The organism is Asanoa ishikariensis, from assembly GCF_900107455.1.
GTDB classification, from domain to species: domain Bacteria; phylum Actinomycetota; class Actinomycetes; order Mycobacteriales; family Micromonosporaceae; genus Asanoa; species Asanoa ishikariensis.
Genome location: NZ_FNQB01000001.1, coordinates 1,131,638 through 1,153,786 on the forward strand (window position 1 = coordinate 1,131,638; position 22,149 = coordinate 1,153,786).

Annotated in this window: 21 protein-coding genes; 13 read left to right on the forward strand and 8 right to left on the reverse strand. The window is 72.4% G+C overall.

Going from position 1 to position 22,149, the window contains the following annotated elements:
• The first annotated feature begins 150 nt into the window (after positions 1–150).
• Positions 151–1,095 carry an aldo/keto reductase gene (locus BLV39_RS05370; protein WP_090787994.1) on the forward strand — a complete coding sequence of 315 codons (945 nt, stop codon included), beginning with the start codon at positions 151–153 and terminating at the stop codon, positions 1,093–1,095.
• Positions 1,096–1,183: 88 nt separating this feature from the next.
• Positions 1,184–1,993: a bifunctional hydroxymethylpyrimidine kinase/phosphomethylpyrimidine kinase gene (gene thiD, locus BLV39_RS05375; RefSeq protein WP_090787996.1), complete on the forward strand. Its 810-nt coding sequence runs from the start codon at positions 1,184–1,186 to the stop codon at positions 1,991–1,993.
• Here the strand turns inward: thiD and BLV39_RS05380 are convergent.
• The 3 genes from BLV39_RS05380 to BLV39_RS05390 form a co-directional block, all read right to left on the reverse strand.
• A complete protein-coding gene (locus BLV39_RS05380; protein ID WP_090787998.1) occupies positions 1,990–5,022 on the reverse strand; it encodes a hypothetical protein in 3,033 nt (1,010 codons plus the stop codon). The genes thiD and BLV39_RS05380 overlap by 4 nt on opposite strands.
• Positions 5,023–5,092: 70 nt before the next feature.
• Entirely contained in the window at positions 5,093–5,386 is a 294-nt protein-coding gene (locus tag BLV39_RS05385; protein WP_090788000.1) for a type II toxin-antitoxin system PemK/MazF family toxin, read from the reverse strand.
• On the reverse strand, positions 5,376–5,633 hold the full coding sequence (locus BLV39_RS05390) for a DUF6364 family protein (RefSeq protein WP_090788002.1): 258 nt from the start codon (positions 5,631–5,633) through the stop codon (positions 5,376–5,378). Before BLV39_RS05390 ends, BLV39_RS05385 begins: the two co-directional genes overlap by 11 nt.
• Positions 5,634–5,752: 119 nt before the next feature.
• Between BLV39_RS05390 and BLV39_RS05395 the strand changes: the two genes are divergently transcribed.
• The 5 genes from BLV39_RS05395 (at position 5,753) to BLV39_RS05415 (ending at position 9,794) form a co-directional block, all read left to right on the forward strand.
• The gene (locus BLV39_RS05395) at positions 5,753–6,832 is read left to right on the forward strand and encodes a uroporphyrinogen-III synthase (protein ID WP_090788004.1); all 1,080 of its coding nucleotides are present in this window, start codon (positions 5,753–5,755) and stop codon (positions 6,830–6,832) included.
• A 129-nt stretch (positions 6,833–6,961) separates the two neighbouring features.
• Positions 6,962–7,405, forward strand: a complete 444-nt coding sequence (rplM, locus tag BLV39_RS05400; RefSeq protein ID WP_090788006.1) for a 50S ribosomal protein L13 — start codon at positions 6,962–6,964, stop codon at positions 7,403–7,405.
• A 23-nt stretch (positions 7,406–7,428) separates the two neighbouring features.
• Positions 7,429–7,917 carry a 30S ribosomal protein S9 gene (rpsI, locus tag BLV39_RS05405; protein WP_239083747.1) on the forward strand — a complete coding sequence of 163 codons (489 nt, stop codon included), beginning with the start codon at positions 7,429–7,431 and terminating at the stop codon, positions 7,915–7,917.
• Between the two features lie 92 nt (positions 7,918–8,009).
• Positions 8,010–9,359, forward strand: coding sequence for a phosphoglucosamine mutase (gene glmM / locus BLV39_RS05410; RefSeq protein ID WP_090788008.1), 1,350 nt, complete (start codon positions 8,010–8,012; stop codon positions 9,357–9,359).
• Between the two features lie 60 nt (positions 9,360–9,419).
• A complete protein-coding gene (locus tag BLV39_RS05415) occupies positions 9,420–9,794 on the forward strand; it encodes a DoxX family protein (RefSeq protein ID WP_090788010.1) in 375 nt (124 codons plus the stop codon).
• On the opposite strand, the gene BLV39_RS05420 is transcribed toward BLV39_RS05415, so the two are convergent.
• Positions 9,791–10,960 carry a pyridoxal phosphate-dependent aminotransferase gene (locus BLV39_RS05420; protein WP_275414266.1) on the reverse strand — a complete coding sequence of 390 codons (1,170 nt, stop codon included), beginning with the start codon at positions 10,958–10,960 and terminating at the stop codon, positions 9,791–9,793. The genes BLV39_RS05415 and BLV39_RS05420 overlap by 4 nt on opposite strands.
• Positions 10,957–11,712, reverse strand: a complete 756-nt coding sequence (locus tag BLV39_RS05425) for a TetR/AcrR family transcriptional regulator (RefSeq protein WP_090788012.1) — start codon at positions 11,710–11,712, stop codon at positions 10,957–10,959. The genes BLV39_RS05420 and BLV39_RS05425 overlap by 4 nt, the downstream gene beginning before the upstream one ends.
• A 67-nt stretch (positions 11,713–11,779) precedes the next feature.
• Here BLV39_RS05425 and BLV39_RS05430 point away from each other — a divergent pair, with 67 nt between their 5' ends.
• Positions 11,780–12,703: an ATP-binding cassette domain-containing protein gene (locus BLV39_RS05430; RefSeq protein ID WP_090788014.1), complete on the forward strand. Its 924-nt coding sequence runs from the start codon at positions 11,780–11,782 to the stop codon at positions 12,701–12,703.
• Positions 12,700–13,464, forward strand: coding sequence for an ABC transporter permease (locus tag BLV39_RS05435; RefSeq protein WP_090788016.1), 765 nt, complete (start codon positions 12,700–12,702; stop codon positions 13,462–13,464). The genes BLV39_RS05430 and BLV39_RS05435 overlap by 4 nt, the downstream gene beginning before the upstream one ends.
• A 9-nt stretch (positions 13,465–13,473) precedes the next feature.
• On the opposite strand, the gene BLV39_RS05440 is transcribed toward BLV39_RS05435, so the two are convergent.
• Complete coding sequence (locus tag BLV39_RS05440) at positions 13,474–14,592, reverse strand: MmpS family transport accessory protein (protein ID WP_143049649.1); 1,119 nt, start codon at positions 14,590–14,592, stop codon at positions 13,474–13,476.
• A gap of 1 nt (position 14,593) precedes the next feature.
• On the opposite strand from BLV39_RS05440, the gene BLV39_RS44720 reads away from it, so the two are divergent.
• Together BLV39_RS44720 and glmS are read left to right on the forward strand one after the other, a co-directional pair.
• Positions 14,594–15,235 carry a hypothetical protein gene (locus BLV39_RS44720; RefSeq protein WP_143049650.1) on the forward strand — a complete coding sequence of 214 codons (642 nt, stop codon included), beginning with the start codon at positions 14,594–14,596 and terminating at the stop codon, positions 15,233–15,235.
• Between the two features lie 363 nt (positions 15,236–15,598).
• Complete coding sequence (gene glmS / locus BLV39_RS05445) at positions 15,599–17,497, forward strand: glutamine--fructose-6-phosphate transaminase (isomerizing) (protein ID WP_090788020.1); 1,899 nt, start codon at positions 15,599–15,601, stop codon at positions 17,495–17,497.
• Positions 17,498–18,255: 758 nt separating this feature from the next.
• Here the strand turns inward: glmS and BLV39_RS05450 are convergent.
• Together BLV39_RS05450 and BLV39_RS05455 are read right to left on the reverse strand one after the other, a co-directional pair.
• Positions 18,256–19,866, reverse strand: coding sequence for an alpha/beta hydrolase (locus BLV39_RS05450; protein WP_239083724.1), 1,611 nt, complete (start codon positions 19,864–19,866; stop codon positions 18,256–18,258).
• 7 nt (positions 19,867–19,873) lie between these two features.
• Positions 19,874–20,155: a hypothetical protein gene (locus tag BLV39_RS05455; protein WP_090788024.1), complete on the reverse strand. Its 282-nt coding sequence runs from the start codon at positions 20,153–20,155 to the stop codon at positions 19,874–19,876.
• Positions 20,156–20,304: 149 nt separating this feature from the next.
• On the opposite strand from BLV39_RS05455, the gene BLV39_RS05460 reads away from it, so the two are divergent.
• Together BLV39_RS05460 and BLV39_RS05465 are read left to right on the forward strand one after the other, a co-directional pair.
• Positions 20,305–20,673 carry a holo-ACP synthase gene (locus BLV39_RS05460; protein ID WP_090788026.1) on the forward strand — a complete coding sequence of 123 codons (369 nt, stop codon included), beginning with the start codon at positions 20,305–20,307 and terminating at the stop codon, positions 20,671–20,673.
• Positions 20,670–22,145, forward strand: a complete 1,476-nt coding sequence (locus BLV39_RS05465; protein WP_090788028.1) for an NAD(P)H-hydrate dehydratase — start codon at positions 20,670–20,672, stop codon at positions 22,143–22,145. Before BLV39_RS05460 ends, BLV39_RS05465 begins: the two co-directional genes overlap by 4 nt.
• The last annotated feature ends 4 nt before the right edge of the window (positions 22,146–22,149 follow it).

Below are 22,149 nucleotides of genomic sequence, written 5' to 3' on the forward strand. Positions count from 1 at the left end.
CCGCCGCAAAGTGTCAGACTCTAGCAATGCCCGCGCAAAGGATAGTGCCACGCGTTGCTGTGCGGGTCATCGGCCGACACCGTCGCCCGCTGTATGGAAATGGGCGCGCGGTGTGACAGAACCCTCTTTCTGGAGTGCGGTGTGAGCGCGATGAGCTATCGCCGGCTCGGCAACTCGGGACTTGTCGTCTCGATTGCCGGCGTCGGCTGCAACACCTTCGGACGGGATATCGACCAGCGCGGCGCAGCCGCCGTCGTCGATGCGGCGTTGGATCTCGGAATTAACTTCTTCGACACCTCGGATACATATGGCGGCCCCGGGCACGAACTCTCGGAGCGCTTCCTCGGTGCGGCGCTCAAGGGTCGCCGCGACGACGTGGTGGTGGCGACCAAGTTCGGCAAGCCGATGTCCGGTGTCAACGGTCCCGACCTCGGTGCGCGCGGTGCCCGCCGGTACGTGTTGCGGGCCGTCGAAAGCTCGCTGCGCCGGCTGGAGACCGACCACATCGACCTCTATCAGATGCACGAGCCGGACCCGGCGACACCGATCGAGGAGACCCTGTCGGCGCTCGACGACCTGGTCACCGCCGGAAAGGTGCGTTACATCGGTTGTTCCAACTTCGCGGCCTGGGAGGTGGCCGACGCTGCCTGGGTGTCCCGGACCCGCGGCTGGGCGCCGTTCGTCAGCGCGCAGAACCACTACAGCCTCCTCAACCGCGAGGTCGAGGCCGAGTTGGTGCCCGCCTGTCAGCGGTTCGGGCTCGGGCTCCTGCCATTCTTCCCGCTGGAGAGCGGCCTGCTGACCGGCAAGTACCGGCGCGGGCAGGCGGCGCCGGCCGGCACCCGGTTGACCCAGGAACGGTTCATGCAGCGGCTCGACCACGCGCCGTGGGATCGGATCGAGGCGCTGCGGGCGTACGCGGAGGAACGCGGGCGTTCGCTGCTCGACGTCGCCCTCGGCGGCCTGGCCGCGCAGCCGGCGGTCGCCTCGGTGATCGCGGGTGCCACCACGCCGGACCAGATTCGCGAGAACACGGCCGCGGTCGAGTGGCAACCCTCCGCGCAGGATCTGGCCGCGTTGCGCGCTCTCGGGTGAGCCGCCTGTCGATCGTTAGTGCGACTTAGTCCGTTGCGCGCCCCGCCCCTCGTGCTACCTGGTGTAGGACGAGAGGCGGGAGGAACCCATGACACCACTCGCGGTGCTCGCGATCGGCGGCTCGGACTCCAGCGGCGGATCCGGGTTGCAGGCTGATCTGAAGGTGCTCGCGGCGATGCGGCTCTACGGCGCGACGGTCGCGACCTCAGTGACCGCCCAGAACACTCGCGGCTTGCAGGACGTGTTCGAACTACCCGGCAACGTCGTCTCGGCGCAGCTTTCCGCGGTGCTCGAGGACATGTCGATCGCCGCGGTCAAGGTGGGCATGCTGGCGACGGCGGAGGCGGCCGCGGCGGTGACCGCGAAGGCCCGGTCCGGCGCCCTGCCGAACCTGGTCGTCGACCCGGTCCTGGAGGCGGCCGCCGGCCGCCGCAGGGGCGTCGTCACGGCCCTCGAACGCCTGCTGCCGTACGCCACGGTGGCCACACCCAATCGGGAGGAGGCGTCGGCCCTGGTGGGGTGGGAGGTCTCCACCCCGGCCGACATGGCCGGCGCGGCGGCGCAGATCGCCTCCAACGGCCCGAAGTTCGTCGTCGTGACCGGCGGCGACATGGTCGCGGGAGACGAGGCGGTCGACGCGGTCTGGACCGATGCCGGCGCCCGGTTCCTGCGCTACCCGAGGGTGCAGACCCGCAACAACCGCGGCACCGGCTGCACCTTCTCGGCAGCGATCGCCGGCCGCCTCGCCCAGGGCGACGAGGTCCTGGAGGCGCTGGTCGCGGCCAAGGAATACGTGTCGCGCGGCCTGTCCGGCGCGCGCGACTGGCAGTTGGGCAACGGCAGCGGACCGCTCGACCACTTCGGTTGGTCGACCTTCGCGGCGTTCTCCGCGAGCTAGTCGTCCTTCTGGGTAGTCGACCGCAGGCTGCGGCGCGGCACGTCGTCGCGGCGGCGTTCGTTGACCGGCTCGGGGGCGCCGAGGCCCGTGACCCAGTCGACGTATTCCTCGTCGCGCTCCCCGATCGGCTTGTCGCTGCCCTTGCCACGGCGGCCGCGGGTCGACTCCGGCGCCGGGTCACTCTCTGGCTCAGCGGGCGTCTCGGCGACCTCGGAGGTGTTGTTGCGGTTGCGGCGGAACAGCCCGCGGGACGGCGCCGGCTCGCCGGCGTCTGCTTTGGCGTCGTCGTCCTCTTCCGGCTTGGCCGGCTCCGGGTCGTCGATGTCCCAACTGCCCGCGTCGCCGCCGAGGTCGACGCTGCGCAGGTGGCGGTCGGAGCGCCCGGCCCTCCGGCCGCCCCGGGTGCCGCCGTCGCCGGCCGACTCGGCGGGTGTCTGGTCTTCGGCGCCGCGCGCCCGGTCGGCCCAGGACCGGCGACCGCCCTCGTCCGCGGCGTCAGGCACCGAGCCGAGGTGAGGCCGTCCCTCGGCCGGCCCGCCGCCGAAGCGTGGGTGGATCGAGTCGGCGTCGTGGCCCGGCCGTGAGATTTCCGAGTCGGCGTCGAAGCTTCCGGCGTGTGAGTCGGGCGTGCCCGAGTCTCGGCCCGCCCAGGCGCCGGTGGTCTCGGCGGCCTGGTCGCCACCGCCGAAGCGGCCGCTGACCAGCCCACCGAAGCCGAAGCCGCGCGGACCCGTAGGCGCTTGGTCGTTGCCTCCCGGCGCATCGTCGGGGTCGGCTGGTGCCGAGCTCGTTGCCGTTGGCACGTCGACCCAGTCGCTGTCGGTCGTCGGCGCGGGTGTCGCCGGCTCGGACTTGTTCTTGCGGCGGAAGAGGCCGCGGCGCTTCTGCTCCGGCGCCTTGGCCGGCGCGGTCGCCTCGGCGGGCGGCGCTGCGTCAACGCGGGCGCTGGGCCCTGCGGGCGGCATGCCCGGCCCGCCCGCCGTCAGGTCGGGGCCAGGGCCCGGCGTGATCGGTGGCGGCGGCGTCCAGGCCGGCGGCGCCAGCCGCCAGTCCGGCATCTCCCCATCGGCCTGGGCCGGCGCGGTGGTCGCCGTCGGCCGCCCGGCCGGTGGCGTCGATGCGCCCGGCCAGTCAGGTCGGCCGCTCCAACCCGACGACCCCGCGCCGCTGGTCTGTGCCGGGTCGTCGACCCGGCCAGCGCCGCCGCGCTGCCCGGCGCCGCCGAGGTGTCCGGCGCCGCTGGTCTGTGCCGAGTTGTCGACCCGGCCAGGCCCGCCGCGCTGCCCGGCGCCACCGAGGTGTCCGGCGCCGCTGGTCCGTGCCGGGTCGTCGACCCGGCCAGGGCCGCCGTGTCGCCCGGCGCCACCGAACGGGCCGGCGCCGCTGGTCTGGCCCAGGTCGTCAAGGCCGCCGAGCCGCCCGGAGCCGCCGAGGTGTCCTGCGCCGCTGGTCTGTGCCGGGTCGTCGAGGCGCACGGGGCCGCCGTGCCGCCCCGAGCCGGTCGGTAGGTCGATCGGTGCCAGGCCGTCGGCGTCGCCCGCGCCCGGCTGGCGGGGCACCCGGCTCGGCGTCGGGGGCTGCGGTCGGATCGCCGTGGGTCGCTGGTGAAGGTCTCCGTCGTCGCGGCGCTGCGGGCCGTTGGCCGGCACCACCGGCACGGACGCCGCCGTGAAACTCGAGGTCTTGTCGGTGCGCCAGTCGCCCGGGCCGCTCGCGGGCTGCCGGTCGAAGGGCCGGATCGGCGTCGGCTCGGGGCCAGGCGGCGGCGAGACGACCTCCGGCTGGCGCGGCGGCGCTACCGGCGTGGGCGGGTTGAACAGGGAGCCGCTAGTCGGCCCGTCGCCGACCCGTGGTGGCACGGACCGCTCGACGTCGCCGAGGTCTCGTGCCCGACCAAGCCCGGACCCGCCGAGCGGGTCGTCGCGGCCCGGGATCGTTCCGGTGCCGAACAGGTCGTCGTCGCGCTTGGCGGGCGGCGGGTCGACGTCGCCGCGGTCGAACGAGCTCGTCGGGGTCGTGTCGTCGCCCCAACGGCTCTCCGAGTCGCCTGGCTTCGTGGTGCCCCAGGCATCGAACGTGCGGGGCTCCTCGTCGCGCGCCATCGTGTCGTCGGCGCCGTGGCCGGGGAAGACCTCAGCGGTGTGGTCACCGTGCCGACCGGGGGCGCTCGCCGCCGCCCGTTCGCCGGTGAGTTGCCGCGCCACCGCGGCCAGGACCGATCCCAGACCGCCCGCCGCCACCGCGATCAGCGCGCCCCAGTAGGGCGCCGCCTGGTAGCGGTCGGGGTCGTCGCCCGGGCCCGCGATCAGATAGGCCAGCGCCAGCAGCGCCGGACCCACCACGCCGGACACCGCGACCGGAATCACGGGCAGCCCCCGCCAGCGGGCCAGGGCGCCGATGCCGGCGCCGGCGGCCAGCGCGAGAGCCGGCATCACGATCACGGCCAGCCGCTGGGCGAGGCCGTCGCCGAGCCAGGTCGCGTCGAGCACGCCGAGGCGTACCTCTGGCAGCGGGTCGTCAGGTCCTAGCGACGGAGCGACCGAGAGGAGCGCGACCAGCCAGACCACGACGGTGACCGCGCCCAGGTTTAGCCCGGCCACCCGCTGCGACAGCACCGCCACCGCGGCGAAGACGCCGACCAGGGCGCCCAGGACGGCGGACAGGCCGGCGATGGTGACCGCGCTGCCGGAGCTGATCGTCGCCACCCGGGACGGCAACATCGCCAGCGGGGCGACGGCCATCGCGCCGACACCGCCGGCGACGGCGACCGCGACGCGCGAACCGAGCGTCGGTCGTAGGTCGTCGCGAGCGGCCAGCCAATGGCCGGCCAGGGCGCCGGCGACCGCGGCCAACATCGCGAACCACGCGACCCAGGCGAGGTGTGCCGTCCACTGCCCGGGCGACTGCTCAAAGTCACGGGCGAACCGCACCACGCCCAGCCCGTAGGCGAAGCCGAGTTGACCGGCACCAGCGAGCAGGCCGACGCCGAGCGCCGCGAGCAGCACCCTGCCCCAGGTCCGATAGGCCATGCGGGCACGGTACGGCCCACGCAAGCGGACCGCCACCCGCCGATCGGAGACTGTGGATAACTACGCAGGGTCAGAGGTTCTGCAGGATACGCAGGGCGCGCGAGACGCGGAACATCGTGTCACTGTCGGCGACATCGACGACCTCGGTGAACCACTTCTTCATCGGCGACGACAGCCGGTCGGGCATGACCACATAGGACCCCATCGGCACGGCCAACGGTGAGTCACGCAACAGATCGGACTCGACCACTTCGACCACGATCAGGATCGGTACGTCGGTGCTGTTGTAGAGATCGGAACTGACCACCAGGCCGAGGCGTTCACGGGCGCCGTTGATGCGCCAGATCTCGCCCCTACGCGGCACGCCCGTCGCCTCCGAAGAGGGCCTCGTCGACCATCGCCGCCTCGCGCTCGTCGGCCAGCGCGGCGGCCTCGAGCTCCGCACCCGCCCGGCCGACCACCGCCGCGTGCGCCGTGAACAGCTCGCGGACCGCTTTCTCCCGGGCGGCCTGGTCCATCCACGCGGACAGGGACATCCCCTCGCGCTTGGCGAACCGGCGGGCCTCTTCGATGGTCTCGTCCGAGAACGAGAGAGTCACCTTGGCGGTCATACCAACGACCATACCAAGATGCATCCGTTGGGTACGCCCAGCAAGCGCACCGCAGCTCTTAGCACTTTTGAAACAAACGGGACGCCGCGCCGAAACGGGACACCCGCAGGCTTCCGAACATGGCCCCACGGTCCGGCGATCTGACGGGTTTCACCGTCGGCGTCACAGCGGACCGGAGCCGCGACACCCTCGGCAGTCTGCTCGAGGGCAGCGGCGCCCGGGTCGTACTCGCCCCCGCACTGCGGATCGTCCCGCTCGCCGACGACACGGAGCTGCGCGCGGCCACCAGGGCCTGCCTGGACCGCCCGCCGGACATCGTGGTGGCCAACACCTCGATCGGCATGCGCGGCTGGCTGGAGGCGGCCGCGGGCTGGGGCCTGGCCGAGCCGCTGCGCGGGGTCCTGGCGCAGGCCTATCTGGTCACCAGGGATCCCCGGGTACGCGGTGGTCCAGACCACGCGGCGCCGGTGGAGGAGAGCTACGCCGAGCTGATCGACCACCTCCGCGACCGGGGCGTACGCGGTCAGGTGGTGGCCATGCAACTGCCCGGCGAGCGCCAGCCCGAGTGGACCTCCGCGCTGGAGGCCGCCGGGGCGACCGTGATCGAGATTCCGGTGTACCGCTGGGCGCCGCCGCTCGACCCCGCGCCGCTGCACCGCCTGGTGGACCTGATCACCGGCCGGCTGGTCGACGCGGTCGCCTTCACCTCCGCTCCCGCGGTCAACGCCCTGCTGCGGGCAGCCGGGCCGGGCAGCGAGGACGTGCTGGCGGCGTTCCGGCACGACGTGCTGGCCGCCTGCGTGGGCCCGGTCACGGCGGCCCCGCTGCGCCGGCACGGCATTCCGGTGGTCGCGCCCGCCCGGGCCCGGCTGGGTGCCCTGGTCCGGACGATCATCAAGGAGCTGCCGCCGCGGGCGATCAGCGTGCGGGCGGCCGGCCACGACCTCACCCTCCGGGGTCACGCGGCAGTGGTCGACGGCGCGCTCAAACCGCTCGCTCCGGGCCCGATGGCGGTGCTCCGGGCGCTGGCCGCGGAGCCCGGCCGGGTGTTCTCCCGGGGCGCCCTCCAGCGGACCCTCCCGAGGGGCGCGGACGAGCACGCGGTCGAGATGGCGGTGGCCCGGCTGCGGGCCGGTTTGGGTACCCCTAGAGTGGTGCAGACCGTGGTGAAACGCGGCTACCGTCTGGCTGTAGACTGACGGTGGCCCCGGCCACAACCCCGTTTTGACCCTGCCTGCTCGCAGCAGGTATTGTTGTCTGCTGTTGTGCGCGACGTGTGACTATCTCTGGCGCGCGACCCCAGACCGACGACGAGACAAGGTAAACCTGTGCGTACGTACAGCCCGAAGCCGGGTGAGATCGAGCGTCAGTGGCTCATCATCGACGCGTCTGACGTCGTGCTGGGCCGGTTGGCCACCCACGCGGCCACGCTGCTGCGCGGCAAGCACAAGCCGACCTTCGCCCCCCACGTCGACACCGGCGATTTCGTCGTGATCGTCAACGCTGGCAAGGTCGCCCTGACCGGCAACAAGCGCCAGAACAAGGTCGCCTACCGGCACTCCGGTTACCCGGGCGGCCTCAAGCAGGTCTCTTACGAGGAGCTGCTCGCGAAGCGCCCCGACCACGCGGTCGAGCTCGCCGTCAAGGGCATGCTCCCGCACAACAAGCTCGGTCGTCAGCTGATCAAGAAGCTGAAGGTCTACCCCGGCGCCGAGCACCCGCACGCCGCGCAGCAGCCGGTGCCGTTCGAGATCAAGCAGATCGCGCAGTGAGCGCGGACGAGGAAGTCACCAACATGACCGACATCAGCGCGCCCACCCCGGTCGACGTCGCCGAGGCCCCGACCGAGACGGTCACCGCTCCGGCGCCCGCCGCGGCGACCCGCGCCCCGCGCGGCGACCGTCCGATCCAGACCGTCGGCCGGCGCAAGGAAGCCATCGTCCGGGTGCGCATCGTGCCGGGCACCGGCAAGATCACCTGCAACGGGCGCGAGCTCGAGGAGTACTTCCCGAGCAAGGTCCACCAGCAGCTCATCCGTGAGCCGCTGGTCACCACGGAGAAGGCCGAGGCGTTCGACGTCATCGCCAACCTCCGCGGCGGTGGCATCACCGGGCAGGCCGGCGCGCTGCGCCTGGGCATCGCCCGTGCGCTGATCACCAACGAGCCCGACGACCGTCCGGCGCTCAAGAAGGCCGGCTTCCTCACCCGTGACGCACGGGTCAAGGAAAGCAAGAAGTACGGTCTCAAGAAGGCCCGTAAGGCTCCGCAGTACTCCAAGCGTTGATTCACTGACCACACGGCCGGGATCTGCCATCGCCACGGCGACGGCGGCCCGGCCGTTGGCATTCCCGGACCCGAATTACAGCGGAGGATCAGATGGGTCGTCTCTTCGGCACCGACGGGGTACGCGGTAAGGCGAACGCCGACCTCACCCCGGAGCTCGCGCTCGCCGTGGCGGTCGCCGCCGCCCGTACCCTCGCCGAAGTCGACCGGTCCCACCCGCCGCTGGCCGTCGTGGGCCGCGATCCGCGGGCGTCCGGTGAAATGCTCGAGGCGGCCACCGTCGCGGGCCTGACCAGCGCGGGCGCCAACGTGGTGCGGGTGGGCGTGCTGCCCACGCCGGCGGTGGCCTACCTGGTCGCCGAGACCAAGGCCGACTTCGGCGTGATGCTCTCCGCCTCGCACAACCCGATGCCCGACAACGGCATCAAGATCTTCGCGGCCGGCGGGCAGAAGCTGCCGGACGACATCGAGCACCGGATCGAGGCGGCGATCGAGGCCGGCACCGCCGGCTGGACCCGGCCGACCGGGGCCAGTGTCGGCCGCGTGCACGACCTGCTCGACGGCGCCGACCACTACGTGCAGCACCTCATCGGCTCGGTCACCCACCCGCTGGCCGGGCTCAAGGTGGTCGTCGACTGCGCCAACGGCGCCGCCGCCGACATCGCGCCGGTGGTCTACCGCGAGGTCGGCGCCGAGGTGATCGCGATCCACGCCGAGCCGGACGGGCTCAACATCAACGACGAGTGCGGCTCGACGCACCTCGACGCGGTGCGCGAGGCGGTCCTCGCCAACGGCGCCGACCTGGGCATCGCGCTCGACGGCGACGCCGACCGGTGCCTCGCGGTCACGGCCACCGGCGACACGGTCGACGGCGACCAGATCATGGCGATCCTGGCCCTGGCCATGCGCGAGGCCGGCACGCTGACCGCCGACACGTTGGTCACGACGGTGATGAGCAACCTCGGCCTGAAGCTGGCCATGCGCCGCGAGGGCGTCAAGCTGGTCGAGACCAAGGTGGGCGACCGCTACGTGCTCGACGAGCTGCGCGCCTCCGGCCTTTCGCTGGGCGGCGAGCAGAGCGGCCACATCATCATGCCGGCGTACGCGACCACCGGTGACGGTGTGCTCGCCGGCCTGCACCTGATGGCCCGGATGGCCACGACCGGCAAGCCGCTCGCCGAGCTGGCGTCGGTGGTCAGCAAGCTGCCGCAGGTGCTGATCAACGTGCCGGTCGGCGACCGTACCGTCGGCGCCCAGGACCCCGCGGTGCGGGCGGCCGCCGAGGCGGCCGAGGCCGAGCTCGGTGACACGGGCCGGGTGCTGCTCCGGCCGTCGGGCACCGAGCCGCTGGTGCGCGTGATGGTCGAGGCGGCCACCGCCGAGGCCGCGCAGGACGTCGCGGAGCGGCTCGCGGCGGCTGTGCGTACCGCTTCGCCTGCCTGAGATCTTGACGTCCGATCTCCTTTAGTTGACGATTCAACTTTTAGGAGATCGGACACCCCCATGAATGTCGTTCTCTGGATCATCGCCATCCTGCTCGGCGGTGCCTTCGTCGCCGCCGGTCTGATGAAGATGCTCCAGCCGAAAGAGAAGTTGATCGAGACCGGGCTGGGTTGGACCGAGGGCTTCTCGCCCAACGCCATCAAGGCGATCGGCGCGCTGGACTTCCTGGCCGGCCTCGGCCTGATCCTGCCGGCGCTGTTCGGCATCGCCGAGATCCTCGTGCCGCTCGCCGCGGTGGGCATCGTGCTGCTGATGATCGGCGCGGTGGTGGTGCACGGCCGCCGGCGCGAGACGCCGATGGTGATCGCCAACCTCGTCCTGCTCGTGCTGGCCGCCGTCGTCGCCTGGGGCCGCTTCGGCCCGTACTCCTTCTAGTTCTTCCGTAGGCGGGCGACCGCTTCGTTGAGGACGGCCGGCCGTTTGCAGAAGGCGAACCGGACCAGCCGACGGCCGGCGTCCTCGTGGTCGTAGAACACCTGGGTCGGCACCGCCACGACGCCGGAGCGCTCCGGCAGCGACCGGCAGAACTCCACCCCGTCGGTGCCGCCCAAGGGTGTGATGTCGGCCGTCACGAAGTACGTGCCCTCCGGCAGCAGCACGCCGAAGCCGGCGTCCCGCAGCCCGGCCACGAGCAGGTCGCGCTGCGCCTGCAGGCCGGCGCGGAACTCGCTGAAGTAGTCGTCGGGCAGGCCGAGCGCGATCGCGATGGCCGGCTGGAACGGCGAGCCGTTGACGAACGTCAGGAACTGCTTGACCCGTAGGACCGCCGACACGAGCTCGCGCGGCCCGCTGGCCCAACCGATCTTCCATCCCGTGCAGGAGAACGTCTTGCCGGCCGACGAGATCCGCAGCGTGCGCTCGCGCATGCCGGGCAGGGTCGCCAACGGCACGTGCGGGGTCGCCGCGTCGGTGAAGACCAGGTGCTCGTAGACCTCGTCGGTGACCGCGTAGACGTCGTGCGCCTGGCACAGCTCCGCGACCAGGGCGAGCTCCGCGCGGGTGAAGACCTTGCCGGTCGGGTTGTGCGGCGAGTTCAACAACACCATCCGGGTACGCGGACCGAACGCGCCGCGCAGCTCGTCGGGATCCACCGCGTAGTGGCCGCCGGCGTCCGGGCGCAGCGTCACCGGCCGGCGGACCGCGCCGGCGAGTGCGATCGCGGCCGCGTACGAGTCGTAGTAGGGCTCGAAGCAGACCACCTCGTCACCGGGCTCGCAGAGGGCGAGGATCGTCGCCGCCACCGCCTCGGTCGCGCCGGCCGTGACCAGCACCTCGCCGTCCGGGTCGTAGTCGAGGCCCCAGAACCGCTGCTGGTGCGCGCCGATCGCGGCTCGCAGCGCCGGAATGCCGGGGCCGGGCGGGTACTGGTTCGCTCCGTTGTGGATCGCCTCGGCCGCGGCGTCGAGCATCTCCTTGGGACCGTCGGTGTCCGGGAAGCCCTGCCCCAGGTTGACGGCACCGGTCCGCACGGCGAGCGCCGACATCTCGGCGAAGATCGTGGTGCCGAACGGGCGCATCCGCGCGACCAACGGGTCCGTCACTGTTCCTCCTCGTAGCCGGCGACCAGGCGCTCGATGCCGTCGAAAATCATGGTGAGGCCGAACCGGACCTCCAGGTCGAACTCCTGCTCGCTCATGCCCTCTTCGGGGTCGTCGAACAAGCCTTCGTCGACGAGCCGGGCGAGGTCGGGGAGCTGATCCTTGTCGACGACCAGGCGCAGCATCTCGCCGTACGCGGGATAGCCCAGCGCCACGCCGGCCGCGCCCTGGTTGACCTCCTGCGCCATGCGCACCTGACCGCGGATGAAGATCAGCAGGAGCATCACCACACCGAGCCGGAGCTCGGAGGGCACGTGTGTCTTCCGGAAGGAGGCCAGGCCGCGGTCGAGCCAGGTGAGCTGGCCGGGGCCGACTGGCGGGGTCGGGCCGAGTGGCACGTTCAGCACCCAGGGGAACTGGCGGTAGAGACCGACCAACGCGTACGCCCAGCGTTCCAGATTGGGTCGCCAGCCCTCGGTTTCGTCGGGCTCGGGTGGCGGGTGCTTGACCGCGCTCACGTCGGTCATGAGCTGGAGCAGCTCGTCCTTGGTGCGGACGTAGCGGTAGAGCGACATCGCCGACTTGCCGAGTTTCTCGGCCACCCGGTTCATCGAGAGGGGTCCGAGCCCCTCGGCCGAGGCGATCTCGATGGCGGCGTCGACGATCTGCTCGATGCTGAGGTTCGGGCGCGGGCCGCGCTTGGCGGGTTCGCGGCGTCCCCACAGCACGTCGACTCCGGGTGGCAGGTCGGGCATTGCTTCATCCTAGAACTGCGTATAGCCTAAACAAATTAGCGTAGGCCATAAACAGTTGGGGGAGGGCGTGGACGCGATCCAGGTCCAGGGAGTTTCGAAGTCGTACGGTGCGCAACGGGTGTTGACCGACATCGACCTCGTGGTGCCGGCGGGCAGCGTGTTCGGGCTGCTGGGTCCGAACGGTGCCGGCAAGACGACGCTGGTGCGGATCCTCGCGACGCTGGTCCGGCCGGACGCCGGCCGCGCCAGCGTGGTGGGGCACAACGTGGTGACCTCGGCCTTCGAGGTGCGCCAGAAGATCAGCCTGACCGGGCAGTTCGCAGCGGTCGACGAGCTGCAGACCGGCCGGGAGAACCTGGTCATGATCGGCCGACTGCGGCGGCTCGGGCGGTCCACGGCTGCTCGGCGGGCGGACGTGCTGTTGGAGCGGTTCGACCTCGCCGAGGCGGGCCGCAAGCTGGTCAAGACCTACTCAGGCGGCATGCGGCGCCGGCTCGACCTCGCGATGAGCCTGGTCACCGAGCCGCCGGTGATCTTCCTGGACGAGCCGACGACGGGTCTCGACCCGCGCAGCCGGCAGCAGATGTGGTCGTTCGTGCGGGAGCTCGCCGACGCCGGGTCGACGATCTTCCTGACCACGCAGTACCTGGAGGAGGCCGACCAGCTCGCCGACCGCATCATGCTGATCGACCACGGCGTGGCCGTGGCCGACGGGACCGCGGAGTCGCTCAAGGTGCGGGTCGGCGGGGAGCGGGTGGAGTTCTCGTTCGAGTCGCCGTCGTCGTGCGAGTTGGCGGTTGCCGATCTTGGTGAGGCGGTCGTCGCGTCGAGTCCTTCGTCCCTGACCGTGGCGACCACCGGCAGCGCGGCCGAGGTGCGCGAACTGCTCGACCGGATGGACAAGATCGGCGCGACCGTCGACAAGGTCGCCATCCACCGGCCCACCCTCGACGACGTGTTCTTCGCCCTGACCGGAGGTAGCCCGCGATGACCAGCGTCTACTGGGCCGTCGACAACTCGTTCGCCATGATCGGCCGCAGCCTGCGCATCTCCGCCCGCAACGTCGAGGCGTTGCTGATGGCCGTCATGTTGCCGATCATGCTCATGCTGATCTTCGTCTACATCTTCGGCGGCGCGATCAACTCGGGCACGGCGTACGTCAACTACGTCGTACCCGGGATCATCATCCTGTGTGCCGGTTTCGGTGCCTCGACCACCGCGGTCAGCGTCACCCACGACATGGTCGGCGGCGTGATCGACCGCATCCGGTCCATGCCGGTGGCGAGCTCGGCCGTCCTCACGGGACACGTCGTCGCCAGCGTGGTCCGCAACCTGGTCGCGATGGCCATCGTGGTCGGGGTCGGCCTGCTGATCGGCTGGCGACCCGCGGCCGGCGTCCCCGAGTGGCTCGCGGCCATCGGCTTCCTGGCGCTGTTCATGCTGTCGATCTCATGGCTCGCGGCGTGCCTGGGCCTGTTGGTGCGCACCGTCGACGCGGCCGGCGGCGCGACCTTCGCGATCACCTTCCTGCCGTACGTCTCGAGCGCCTTCGTGCCCGTCGACACGCTGCCGTCCTGGCTGCGCGGCGTCGCCGAGCACCAACCGATCACGCCGATCGTGGAGACCACCCGAGGCCTGCTGATGGGTACGCCGATCGGATCGAGCTGGTGGATCGCGCTGATCTGGTTCGGCGGCATCACCCTGGTGGCGTTCAGCTGGGCGGCCCTGCTCTTCCGGCGCCGCACTGCCTAGTTCTCCTTCTTAGTCGAAGATCGTCCCGATGCAGAAGGCGCCGATGAGGCTGCCGTCGTCCGAAGCGGACTCCTTGCCGTTGACCGTGATCCGGCAGCCCAGGCCCTCGTTGTCGCCGTTGGACCGGGTGGCGCTCACGGTCAACAGCAACGAACCCTGGCCGCTGGTGAACTCGTGCGTCCACGGCAGCTTCTGGTTCTTCAGTTGACGGGTGTCGCCGGCGAGGTCGTCGACGTACGTGATGTCCGCCCGGCCAGTGCCGGTGATCTCGTACACGACGGTCTTGCCGGCGATCCCCGGCAGGCCGGGCAGTTCGGTCGGCAGGCCTCCCGGATCGTCGTCCGGCTCGAAAGTCGGCAGCGGGTCCACCGGATCCGGGTCGGGAAGGGCCGGGTTGGTCGGCTGGGTGACGACGGGGTCGTCGTCGCCGGCGTTGGCGATCAGCAGCGCCCCCGCGGTCGCCGCGCCGCCACAGAACAGCAGGGCGAGCACGACGACCAGCGCGATGATCGGACCGTTGCCCCGCTTCTTCTTGACGGGCTGGTCATAGACCGGAGCCGCGTTGTACGGGTTGTACGGCGCGCTAGGCCCGTAGCCGGGCGTGTTCGGCTGCGGGTAGCCGTAGGGGCTGCCGGCACCGGACACCGGCGGCGGGGCGTAGGGGTTGGCCGGGGGCGGGTAGGGCCCACTCGGAGCCGCGCCGTCCGGGGGAGCGAACGGGGCGTCGGACGGCGTACCCGGCGGCCGGGCATAGGGGCTCGGCTCGTAGGGATTCGGAGCTTCGCCGCTTGGCAAGGGTGAGGTCTTCGGGTACGAGCCGCCGGGCGGGGTCTCGGTCGAGTAGCCGGGTGGGGCGCTGGACGGGTAACCGACCGGGCTGCCGGGCGCGCTGGGGTAGACCGGGGCGGAGCCGGGGGTGAAGGTCGGCGTCGCCCCGCGCTGCGGGGTGCTCGGGAGCGGGGCCGTGGGTGGGGGCAGCGGGGTGGTCGGCTGGCCGCCGAAGGACGGCGGTCGGGGCGCGGTCGGGTCCGCGTCGCCGGTGGGCGCGGGCGGGAGGGGTGTGGTCGGTCCCGCGTCGCTGCCGGGTGCCGGCGGGCGGGGCGCATCACCTGGGACCGCGGGCGGCACGGTGAATCCGGACGCGGGCGCCGCTCCGCCAGCCGTCGGCGGAGCCGAACTCGTTGAGGGCGCTGGCGGGGCCGAGCTGACCGGAGGCGCGGAGCTGGCGGGCGGTGCTGGCCAAGCCGGGCTTGCCGAGGGCGCGGGCGGCGCTGAGTTGACCGGCGGCGCCGGCCAAGCCGGGCTGGCCGAGGGCGCAGGTGGGGCCGAGCTAACCGGCGGCGCGGGCGGTGCCGAGCTAACCGGCGGCGCGGAACTGACCGGCGGCGCCGGCCAAGCCGGGCTGGCCGACGGCGCCGGCGGAGCCGAGCTGGCCGACGGCGCCGGCGGAGCCGAGCTGACCGGGGGCGCGGATGGCGCGGGGCTGGCCGAAGCCGCGGGCCCGGCCAGAGTCAGGGACTCGGTCGCCTCAGCCTCGGGAGCCCGGGGCGCGGGCGCCACGGGCGCGGGCGGCGCGGAGCTGACTGGGGGCGCGGGCGGCGCCGGCGTGCTCGAGGGCGCAGGTGGCGGAGGGCTGACCGGCGGCTCGGACGGTGCCGGGCTCACCGAAGCCGCCGGACCGGCCGGGCTCAGGGGTTCGGTCGGCTCGGCCTCCGCGGCCGGTGGTGGCGGCGCCGGGGTGGTCGACGGGAACGGAGGCGGAGGCGGATAGGCCTGGGTCCTATCCGACGCGTGCTCGCCGTCTCCCGTTTGGTCGGGCTCAGGAGGGGTGGGACGGCTCATCTGCGCTCCAAGCGAGGGGCGGCCATGGGCGGCGACCCACGGCGCGGGACGCCGTCGAGCGTCCCCGAAACCGATGCCTCGGGCAAGCGGATAGCCGTCAAACGGCGGTTGGGCCCGACCGAGGCGATACGGGCCGACAGTACCGGTTGCGGTCCACAACGGGCGGTCTCGACCGGGCTGGTGAGCCGGCTTGGCGGGCACGGAACGTACACGGTGCATCGCTCATGTCAGATGATTGATAGGCACACTTTCGAGCACGCACCATGAGCGAATTTCGGCTAGAGTCTGGCTCATGTGTGGAATCGTGGGTTACGTGGGCGCCCGCCCGGCGCTCGGCATCGTGCTCGACGGGCTGCGGCGCCTCGAATACCGCGGCTACGACTCGGCCGGTGTCGCTGTCGTCGGTGCCGACTGCCTGCTGACCGAGAAGCGTGCGGGCAAGCTCGCCAACCTCGAGAAGGCCCTGTCCGAGCGCCCGGTCGACACCGCCGAGACCCACATCGGCAGCGGCACGACCGCCATCGGCCACACCCGCTGGGCGACCCACGGCGGCCCGACGGACCGCAACGCCCACCCACACCTGTCGCGCAACGGCCGGGTCGCGGTCATCCATAACGGCATCATCGAGAATTTCGCGGCGCTGCGGGCCGAGTTGGAGGCGACCGGCATCGAGTTCGCCAGCGACACGGACACCGAGGTCGCGGCGCACCTGATGGAGATCGCACTCGCCGCCGTACACCTGGAGAGCCCCGGCATCGGCCGCCCGCAGGCGCTCGCGGAGGCGATGCGCCGCGTCTGCCGGCGGCTCGAGGGCGCGTTCACGCTGCTCGCGACCGACGCCGGCACGCCCGGCGCGGTGGCCGCGGCCCGGCGCAACTCACCGCTCGTGGTCGGTCGCGGTGTCGGCGAGAACTTCCTGGCCAGCGACGTCTCGGCGTTCATCGAGCACACCCGCGAGGCGATCGAGCTCGGCCAGGACCAGGTCGTGCTGATCACCCCCGAGGCCATCGAGATCACCGACTTCGGCGGCGTGGTCGCCGCCGGCCGCGACTTCCACATCGACTGGGACGCGTCGGCGGCCGAAAAGGGCGGCTACGACTACTTCATGCTCAAGGAGATCGCCGAGCAGCCCCAGGCGATCGCCGAGACCCTGCTCGGCCGGCTGACCGAGCAGGGCGAGATCCGCCTCGACGAGGTCCGCCTCACCGACCAGGACCTGCGCGACGTCGACAAGATCTTCATCGTCGCCTGCGGCACCGCCTACCACGCTGGGCTCGTCGCCAAGTACGCGATCGAGCACTGGACCCGCATCCCGTGCGAGGTCGAGCTGGCCAGCGAGTTCCGCTACCGCGACCCGGTGCTCGACCGCTCCACCCTGGTCGTCGCGATCTCCCAGTCCGGCGAAACCATGGACACCCTGATGGCGCTCCGGCACGCCAAGGACCAGAAGGCCCGAGTGCTCGCCATCTGCAACACCAACGGCTCCACCATCCCGCGCGAGTCCGATGCGGTGCTCTACACCCACGGCGGCCCGGAGATCGCGGTCGCCTCGACCAAGGCGTTCCTGACCATGGTCGTGGCCTGCTACCTGATCGGCCTGCACCTGGCCCAGGTCCGCGGCATCAAGTACGCCGACGAGGTGGGCGCCGTCGTCGAGCAGTTGCAGGGGATGCCCGACAAGCTGCGTACGCTGCTCGGCCGCATGGACCCGGTCCGCGAACTGGCCCGTGACCTCGCGAGCGCCGGCACGATCCTGTTCATCGGCCGCCACGTGGGCTACCCGGTGGCCCTGGAGGGCGCGCTCAAGCTCAAGGAACTCGCCTACATCCACGCGGAGGGCTTCGCGGCCGGCGAGCTCAAGCACGGCCCGATCGCACTGATCGACCACGGCACCCCGGTCGTCTGCGTGGTCCCCTCCCCAGCGGGCCGAGGCATGCTCCACGACAAGATCGTCTCGAACATCCAGGAAGTCCGCGCCCGCGGCGCCCGCACGATCGTGATCGCCGAAGACGGCGACGAGGCGGTAGTGCCCTACGCCGACCACCTGATCTACGTGCCCCGCACGCCGACCCTGCTGGCCCCGCTGGTCACGACGGTCCCGCTCCAGGTACTCGCCTGCGAGATCGCCTCCGCCCGCGGCCACGACGTCGACCAGCCCCGCAACCTGGCGAAGTCGGTCACGGTCGAATAAGCGCGGATCTTTTCCCGGGTCCGCGGTGGCGACGACCGTCGCTCCCGCCGGGGACCGCTCCGCTGCGCTGCGCTGCCAGGTCCGCGCTGGGTCGCGCACTCGAGATCTAGGTAATTCGCTGCTGCCAGAACAGCAAAAATTTACCTAGATCTACCAACCCGCCGCGAAAGCGGCGGCGTCCCTCAGCTCCGCACCCGGGTGCCCGGGGCAGCGTGATCGGCCTCGCCCAGGTCGGACTCGCTGGGCTCGCGACGCCCGCCCGATCCCGCCAGGCGAGGCAACAGCCGACTAGGTGCCGCGCTGGCCGGCTGGGTGCCGCGCTGGCCGGCTGGGTGCCGCGCTGGCCGGCTGGGTGCCGCGCTGGCCGGCTAGGTGCCGCGCTGGCCGGCTTTGGCCAGCGTTGGCAGCCTGGCGCTGGCCTGGCCGCTGGTGGCACGGGCGTGCTCTGTCGTCGCCCTGGGCCAGAGGTGATGGTCCTGATGCGAGCTGTTCGCGGTCGGGCGGTCGGGGGCGTCGTCATTCGACGTGCCGTTGTTGTTCTGGGCCTAGGGCTATGTGGCCTCGCGCGGGCCGCCTTGGTCCGCGGGTGCCGCGGCTTAGTGCCATGCTGGCCGCGCTGGGTGGCTTGGCCTCGCGGGGACTGGTTTGGCCCGCGCTCGGCCCCCTGGCGCCGGCCTGGCGGGTGGCGGCGCCGGCCCGCTCGGTACCCGCCCGAGGCGGAGGTGATGGTCCCGGGTTGTTCGCGGTCGGGGGTGTCGTCATTCGACGTGTCGTTGGTGTTCTGGGCCTAGGGCTATGCGGGCGATGTCGGTCAGTGCGTCGTTGTCCGCGCGCCAGTAGCCGCTGTGGCCTCCCGGGTCGCTCGTGAAGACCTGGCCGCCGAAGTCCGGGTGGCTCGGGTTGCGGCCGAACCACAGGTCCTCGTTGGGGTGTGGTCGTAGGTCCGGCCGGAACGGGTTGGCCAGCTCGGCTCCCAGTCGGTTGAGCGGTTCCTTCCAGCCGGGCGCGAGGTAGGCGATCGGGTCGTCAGCCGCGGTCGTCGACCAGACTCGGGACGGTGGCAGGCCCAGCGCCGACGCGTGGTCGGCGCCCACGCCCGGTGAGCCCACGAAAATCAGGTCGTCGGCGGCCAGGCCCATGGAAGCGGCGGTCGCGCCGACCGTCAGTGAGCCGTAGCTCAGACCCAGCAGCGTCTGCTGCGCCGGCGGGCCCTCGTGGGTGGCGCGTAGACCCTCCGCGAAGCGGTGCAGGCCAGGCCCGGCGTCGTGTGCCCTGGCCGCGAACATGGCCTCGCCCAGATAGGACGGCGCGTCGTAGTCGAGCCACAGCACCGTCGACGTGCGTTGGCCCGGGTCGACCGCGGCTGCTCGGGTGGACACCGCCTCCGTGCGGGTCAGGTCGTCGCGGACCGCGGTCAGGTCGGCGGTCATCCCGGGCACGTAGGCCAGGACGTTGTCGGCTTGGTCCGGGTCGCCCAAGGCCAGCACCAGCCGGCCGTCGCCCTCGGGCACGAGGCTCATCAGGTAGGCCCGCTCGCCGGTCTCGGCCGACAACCTCGCCTCGACCGCGTCGATGCCCGACATCAGCCCGACCAGCCGGAGGCTGGCGGAGACCGCCGCGTGCCGGGGCATCGCCGTGCGGACCGCCTCAGCCCGCTCTCGCACCAGGCCGGCCCGCCACACCGCGAGGAGAGCCCGGTTGGCTTGGTCTCGGGCGGCGACCGGCACGCCGTCGAGGCGACCGACGCGGAACGGCTCGTAGACCAACAGCCACCGCCGTTCCGCCGGGGTCAGACTGGCCCACCACTGTCGGACGGCGCTCGGTGGTGCACCGGCCGGCGGGCGCTGCCGGGGCGGTGCGGTGGGCCAGCCCGCGCCGGCCGCCGCGGCGAGCCGGTCGAGGTGGGCGGACGTTTCCCGGTCGGCGTCGGTCGCCGCACGCAGCGTCGCGACGATCGCGGTCCCGACCCGGTCGGCCGCGTGCAGTGCGGCGACCCGGTCGATCCCCGTGACCGTGACGTCCGGCGCCGTGCGCCCGGTGCGGTCGATCTCGACGTGCGCCGGCGCCGCCCCGGCCACCGCCGCGGCGAGCATTCCGCGGGCCCGGGTCAGCGCGGACGCGAACCCGGACAACACCTGGTCGGTCTCGACGAACGCCAGCCGCGCCGCGTCGAGCGGCGGGCGCAGCGCGCGGACGTGACCGCCGGCCGCCGAACCCGCCGCGCCCCGCCACCCGTCGGCGACCCGCCCGGCCACCGCGCCCAGCTCGACAGCCCGCCGCCCGACGTCGACCGCCAACCGGGCCCAGGCCGCACCCGCCGCCCGCCACATAGCCGGGTCGGCCCGCCACAACTGCGCATAGGTCACCACGGCCCGCTCACCCGACCCGGTGCAGCCGGATCGCGGCCCGCAGGTCGGCCTCTTCGTAAGAGCGCGCGGCATCCCGTAGTAGCCCGCCCGAGCGGGCCACCCGCGCGGCCGCCGCACCAAGCGCCGAGGACGCGTCGCGGGTCAGACCGCTCAGGGCGGCCCCCGCCGACCACTCCAAAGCCGGGACGCACAGGTCGTCGCGGCCGACCGCCAGGGCGCGCGCCACCAGGTCGAGCTCGGTCGCCCGGTCGCGCAACAGCCCGGGATCGACCCGCAGGTCACCGTCCACGTCAACCTCCCCAAAAGAAAGTCAGGAGGTCACGCTAGGACGGCGGCAAGGCCCGAAGACCAGGCTGTGGACAAGCGGGCGGGCCGCGCAACGCAGGCTGTCCACAAGGCTTGTGCACCACGTACACCTGTTGCTAATAGGGTGGACCGATGATCGTCGCTGTCGGGATCGATGTGGTCCTCGTCGAACGGTTCACCGGGGCGCTGACCCGGACACCACTGCTCGGCGACCGGCTGTTCACCGAGGCGGAGCGGTTCACCGGCTCCGGCAACCCGCGCCCGCCGGAGTCCCTGGCGGCCCGGTTCGCGGCCAAGGAGGCCGTGGCCAAGGCCCTCGGCGCCCCCGGCGGCCTGCACTGGCACGACTGCGAGGTCGTCACCGACCCGGACGGCCGACCCTGGCTCACGGTGAGCGGCACGGTCGCCGCGGCGGCGGCCGAACGTGGCGTCAACCGCTGGCACCTGTCGCTCTCCCACGACGGCGGCATCGCCTCAGCGATGGTGGTGGCCGAGCAATGAGGAAAGCCTGGCGCGTCGCCGACGTCCGGTCGGCAGAAGAAGCCCTGATGGCCCGCCTCCCGGAGGGCACCCTGATGCAGCGCGCCGCCGCGGGCCTCGCCCGCCGCTGTGCCCTGATCCTGCACAACGTGTACGGCGCCCACGTCACCCTCCTCGTCGGCGCGGGCAACAACGGCGGCGACGCCCTCTACGCGGGCGCGATCCTGGCCAACCGAGGCGTCGCCGTCACCGCGATCCTGCTCGACCCGGCCCGCGTACACCAGGACGGTCTGAAGGCCTTGAAAGCGAGCGGCGGCCGAGAGAGCGCCCAGCCACCCCGCACAGTGGACCTCATCATCGACGGCATCGTCGGCATCGGTGCCAAGGGCGGCCTGCGCAGCGGAGCCTCCGCCACGCTGCAGAGGGCCAAGGAACGCCGGGGCCGCCACGGGCAGCGCCCGACCGTCGTCGCCGTCGACGTGCCCAGCGGCGTCGACGTCGACACCGGCGACGTACCCGGCAAAGCGGTCCAGGCCGACGTCACCGTCACCTTCGGCTGCCTCAAGCCCGCCCACGTGGTCGGCCCGGCCGCCCCGCTGGCCGGCGAGGTCGAGCTGGTCGACATCGGCCTGGCTCCATGGCTGCGGGCCGACCCCGCGATCCTGGTGCCCGACCGGGCGGACATCGTCGACGCGCTGCCGAAGCACCGCCCGACGGACGAGAAGTACACCCGCGGCGTGGTCGGCATCGCGACCGGCTCCGCGACGTACCCGGGCGCCGCGATCCTGTCCACCTGGGGTGCGCTGGCCGGCCCGACCGGCATGGTCCGCTACGCCGGGGGCGCCCGCGAGTACGTCGTGCAGGCGCACCCCAGCGTCGTCGCGACCGACCGGATCACCGACGCGGGTCGGGTGCAGGCGTGGGTGGTCGGCAGCGGCCTGGGCACCGACGAGGCGGCCGCGACGGCGGTACGGACGGTGCTCGCCAGCAGCCTGCCGGTGGTCCTCGACGCCGACGCGCTCAACCTGCTGGTCGACGGCACGATGGCCGACCTGATGCGCGGCCGCAGCGCCCCGCTCGTGCTCACCCCGCACGACCGCGAGTTCGCCCGGCTGGCGGGTGAGGAACCCGGGCCAGACCGGGTCGCCGCGGCCCAGAAGCTGGCGGCACACACCAACGCGGTGGTCCTCCTCAAGGGTGACCGCACGATCGTGGCCACCCCGAGCGGGCTGGCGTACGCGAACCCGACCGGCAGCGCGGCCCTGGCCACCGGCGGCACCGGCGACGTCCTGGCCGGCCTGCTGGGTTCCCTGCTGGCCGGCGGCCTGCGGCCGGAAGTGGCCGCCGTCACAGCCGCCTACCTGCACGGACTCGCTGGCCGGGAGGCGGCCCGCCAAGGCCCCGTCAGCGCGTCCGACGTGGCCGCCGCTCTGCGCCCTGTAGTCAATGACCTCCGCCCGGGTGACCAGGAAAACGTCGTTACCCCCAAGTAGGCTA